Source organism: Dyella sp. 01N36 (assembly GCF_056399745.1).
The window spans coordinates 1-5,014 of the sequence record NZ_JBFTRY010000222.1 but is presented as its reverse complement, the minus strand read 5'-3'; the positions used below and the strand labels follow the sequence as shown (position 1 = coordinate 5,014).

Below are 5,014 nucleotides of genomic sequence, written 5' to 3'. Positions count from 1 at the left end.
GCACGACTCATGCTTTCAGTTCCTTGTGCAGTTCCTGCAGGCTGTGCACCGAGCCGTCGCCGTGAGAATCCAGCGAATGCACCAGCGCGCGGGCGCCCGCGACCGTGGTGGAGTACGTGACGCGCTGCTGCAGGGCTTCACGTCGGATCGAGAACGAGTCGGCAATCGCCGCCTTGCCCTCGGTGGTGTTGACGATATAGACGATCTCGCCGTTCTTGATCAGGTCGACGATGTGCGGACGGCCTTCGATCACCTTGTTGATGCGCTCGCAGGCCACGCCATGCTCGGCCAGGTACTTGGCCGTGCCGTCGGTGGCGACCAGGCTGAAGCCGCGCTCCAGCACTTCGCGGGCGACCGGCAGCAGGCGATCCTTGTCGGCATCACGCACCGACACGAACACCTTGCCCTTCGGCGGCGTCTTGATGCCGGCCGCATCGTGACCGCGCGCAAAGGCGGCGCCGAAGCTGCGGCCCACGCCCATCACCTCRCCGGTGGAGCGCATTTCAGGWCCGAGGATCGGATCCACGTTCTGGAACTTCAGGAACGGGAAGATCGCTTCCTTCACCGAGTAGTAGCTCGGGATCACTTCGCGCGTGGTGCCCTGCTCGATCAGCGAGCGGCCGGCCATGGCGCGCGCGGCGATCTTGGCTAGCGGCACACCGGTGGCCTTGGACACGAATGGCACGGTGCGCGAGGCGCGCGGGTTCACTTCCAGGATGAACACCGTATCGCCCTGGATGGCGAACTGCGTATTCATCAGGCCGATGACCTTCAGCTCCTTCGCCATCGCGGTGACCTGGCGGCGCATTTCATCCTGCACCTCCTGGGTCAGCGAGTACGGCGGCAGCGAGCAAGAGGAGTCGCCCGAATGGACGCCGGCCTCTTCGATATGCTCCATGATGCCGCCGACCAGCACGTTGCCTTCCGCGTCGGCAATGATGTCCACGTCCACTTCGACCGCGTGATCGAGGAAGCGATCCAGCAGCACCGGCGAATCGTTGGAGACTTGCACGGCATCGCGGATGTAACGCGAAAGATCGGCATCGCTGTAGACGATTTCCATCGCGCGGCCGCCCAGCACGTAGCTCGGACGCACCACCAGCGGATAGCCGATCTCGCGTGCCGAGGCCAAGGCCTCTTCCGGCGTGCGCGCGGTGCGATTCGGCGGCTGCTTCAGGCCGATCTTCTCGATCATCTGCTGGAAGCGCTCGCGGTCTTCGGCCAAGTCGATGCTGTCCGGCGAAGTGCCGATCACCGGTACGCCAGCTGCTTCCAGCGCACGTGCAAGCTTCAGTGGCGTCTGGCCACCGTACTGCACGATCACGCCCTTGGGCTTCTCCAGATCGACGATTTCCAGCACGTCCTCGAGCGTGAGCGGCTCGAAGTACAGACGGTCGGAGGTGTCGTAGTCGGTCGAGACKGTTTCCGGGTTGCAGTTGACCATGATGGTTTCGAAMCCRTCCTCGCGCAGSGCGAGCGCKGCGTGCACGCAGCAGTAGTCGAAYTCGATRCCCTGGCCGATSCGGTTCGGGCCGCCACCAAGCACGACGATCTTGTCGCGATTGGTCGGGTTGGCTTCGCACTCTTCCTCGTAGGTCGAGTACATATAGGCCGTGGTGGTGGCGAACTCGGCGGCGCAGGAGTCCACGCGCTTGTACACCGGGCGCACGCCCAGCGTACGACGCAGATGGCGCATGGCCGCTTCATTGGTGTCGAGCAGTTCGGCCAGGCGCGCGTCGGAGAAGCCCATGCGCTTCAACTCGCGCATGCGCGCGGCGTCGAGCACGGTGATGCCCTGCGTCTGGACGTCCTTCTCGGTGAGCACGATGTCTTCGAACGCCGCCAGGAACCAGGGATCGACGCGGCTCAAACCGTACACGTCTTCCAGGGACAAGCCGGCGCGGAACGCATCGGCCAGATGGAACACGCGATCCGGACGCGGCTCGCGCAGTTCGCGCTTGAGTGCGTTGACGCCCTCTTCGGTGGTCAGGTCCAGGCCGGTCGGGTTGAGGCCGGTCTTGCCGATTTCCAGGCCACGCAGCGCCTTCTGCAGCGATTCGTGGAAGGTGCGGCCCATCGCCATCACTTCGCCGACGGACTTCATCTGCGTGGTGAGGCGCGCGTCGGCCGAGGGGAACTTCTCGAACGCGAAGCGCGGAATCTTGGTGACGACGTAATCGATGCTCGGCTCGAACGACGCCGGCGTCAGGCCGCCGGTGATGTCGTTCTTGAGTTCGTCGAGCGTGTAACCCACCGCCAGCTTCGCCGCGATCTTGGCGATCGGGAAACCGGTGGCCTTGGAAGCGAGCGCCGACGAACGCGACACGCGCGGATTCATCTCGATCACCACCACGCGGCCGTTCTCGGCATTGATGCCGAACTGCACGTTGGAGCCGCCGGTATCSACGCCGATCTYGCGCAGCACCGCGATGGAGGCRTYRCGCAGGCGCTGGTATTCCTTGTCGGTGAGCGTCTGCGCCGGCGCGACCGTAATCGAGTCGCCGGTGTGCACGCCCATCGGATCGAGGTTTTCGATCGAGCACACGATGATGCAGTTGTCCGCCTTGTCGCGGACCACTTCCATCTCGAATTCTTTCCAGCCGAGCACGGATTCCTCGACCAGCACTTCGCCCACCGGCGAAAGCTCGAGGCCGCGCTTGACGATCTCTTCGAATTCTTCGCGGTTGTACGCGATACCGCCACCGGAGCCGCCCAGCGTGAAGCTGGGGCGGATGATGGTGGGATAGCCCACCTTCGTCTGCGTGATCAGCGCCTGCTCGAAGGTACGAACCACTTCGGCCTTCGGGCACTCCAGGCCGATCTCGGCCATGGCGACGCGGAACAGCTCGCGGTCTTCGGCCATGCGGATGGCTTCGCGCGACGCGCCGATCAGTTCGACGTTGTACTTCTCGAGCACGCCGTGGTCGGCCAGATCCAGTGCGCAATTGAGGCCGGTCTGGCCACCCATCGTCGGCAGCACCGCATCGGGGCGCTCCTTGGCGATGATGCGCTCCACCGTCTGCCAGTTGATCGGCTCGATGTAGACGGCGTCGGCCGTCTCCGGGTCGGTCATGATGGTGGCGGGATTGGAGTTCACCAGGATGACGCGGTAACCCTCTTCCTTCAGCGCCTTGCAGGCCTGTGCGCCGGAGTAGTCAAACTCGCAGGCCTGGCCGATGACGATCGGACCGGCGCCGATGATGAGGATGCTCTTGATATCGGTGCGCTTAGCCATTCTTGCGGGCCTCCTGCATCAGGGCGGCAAAACGATCAAACAGGTAGCTCATCTCGTGCGGGCCGGGGCTCGCTTCCGGGTGACCCTGGAAACAGAACGCCGGACGGTCGGTGAGCGTGAAGCCCTGCAGCGAACCATCGAACAGCGAGGTGTGGGTGACGCGCACGTTTGCCGGCAGCGTGGCCGGATCGACCGCGAAACCGTGGTTYTGCGAGGTGATCASCACRCGGCCRTCGTCCASRTCCTTCACCGGATGGTTCGCGCCRTGRTGGCCGAACTTCATCTTCAGCGTCTTGGCGCCMASYGCCAGSSCCATGATCTGGTGACCCAGGCAGATGCCGAACAGCGGGATCTTCGCCTCGAGGAACTGCTTGGTGGCTTCCACGGCGTAGTCGCAGGCCGCCGGATCGCCGGGGCCGTTGGACAGGAACACGCCATCGGGCTTCATCGCCAGCACGTCGCCAGCCGGCGTCTGCGCAGGCACCACGGTGATGTCGCAACCCTGCTCGGCCAGCAGGCGCAGGATGTTGTACTTCACGCCGTAGTCGTAGGCCACGACCTTGAAGCGTTTGGACGGCTGATTGAAGGCGGTGCGATCGAGGTCGTAGACGCCCTCGTTCCACTGGTAGGACTCGCCCACGCTGACCACCTTGGCCAGGTCCATGCCGTTGAGGCCGGGGAAGGCGCGCGCCTTGGCGAGTGCGTCTTCGACGTCGATCTGCTCGCCGGCGACGATGCAGCCGTTCAAAGCGCCCTTGTCGCGCAGGATGCGGGTCAGGCGGCGCGTGTCGATGCCGGCCAGGGCCACGATGCCGTGGCGCTTGAGGTAATCGGTCAGGCTTTCAGTGCTGCGCCAGTTGCTGGCACGACGCGGCACGTCGCGCACGATCAGGCCGGCGGCGTGGACCGAAGCGGACTCTTCGTCCTCGACGTTCACGCCGGTGTTGCCGATGTGCGGATAAGTCAGGGTGACAAGCTGTTTGGCGTACGAGGGATCGGTGAGGATCTCCTGGTAGCCGGTCATGGCGGTGTTGAAAACCACCTCGCCGACAGTTTCGCCAGTCGCGCCAACGGCGTAGCCGTGGAACACGCTGCCGTCTTCGAGGGCAAGCAGAGCGGGAATAGGCATCGGAGGACCGCCTTTTAGGTGCAGCAAGGTCCRCAAGCCGCACCAAAGCAGGCTTGAGGACCTTAGTCGAGGAATGTTGCAGGGCGGGTCGCAATGATAGGTGCAAGCCCCCTTGGTGTCCACCAAAAACAGCTGAACGCCACCGGGAGAAAAGCCCTGCGGGCCCCTGTCCGGGCAGTACACTAGCGCGGTCTCACCCATGCTCGGACATCCATGAACTCAGTCGCGCTGCTCGATCCCGCCCGTCTTGACCGACCGGACACCGACATCAGGGCGGAGCCGTTCCCGTTCCTGATCGCGCACGGTCAGTTGCCGGACGAGGCGCGCGGCGACCTGGAGCGCGATTTTCCGCGCTATGCGAGCGCCGGTTTCTTCCCGTATGACGCCAGCGACTGCGGCCCCTCGATCAATGCACTGGTGAACCGCCTGAGCTCGGCCGAGTTCGCCCRCGCCATCGGCGAGCGCCTGGGGATCGAGAACCTGGGCCAGTACCCCACCCTCATCACGCTGTGCCGGTCGCTCAACAAGCGCCACGGGACCATCCATACGGACAGCAAGTCCAAGGTGGCCACGGCTCTGCTCTACCTCAACAACCTCTGGCCGGACACCAGCGACGGCTGTCTGCGCTTTCTGGGCAGTATCGACAGCAT

Annotated in this window: 2 protein-coding genes and 1 pseudogene; 1 reads left to right on the top strand and 2 read right to left on the bottom strand. The window is 64.4% G+C overall.

Going from position 1 to position 5,014, the window contains the following annotated elements; genetic code table 11:
* Positions 1-7 precede the first annotated feature (7 nt).
* Together carB and carA are read right to left on the bottom strand one after the other, a co-directional pair.
* Positions 8-3,235 (bottom strand): carbamoyl-phosphate synthase large subunit, encoded by a 3,228-nt coding sequence (carB, locus tag AC1DMG_RS19570; RefSeq protein ID WP_477180946.1) that lies wholly within the window; start codon positions 3,233-3,235, stop codon positions 8-10.
* A complete protein-coding gene (gene carA, locus AC1DMG_RS19565; protein WP_477180945.1) occupies positions 3,228-4,364 on the bottom strand; it encodes a glutamine-hydrolyzing carbamoyl-phosphate synthase small subunit in 1,137 nt (378 codons plus the stop codon). Before carA ends, carB begins: the two co-directional genes overlap by 8 nt.
* 213 nt (positions 4,365-4,577) lie before the next feature.
* Here carA and AC1DMG_RS19560 point away from each other — a divergent pair.
* Positions 4,578-5,014, top strand: a pseudogene (locus AC1DMG_RS19560) (2OG-Fe(II) oxygenase); the annotation flags it as partial.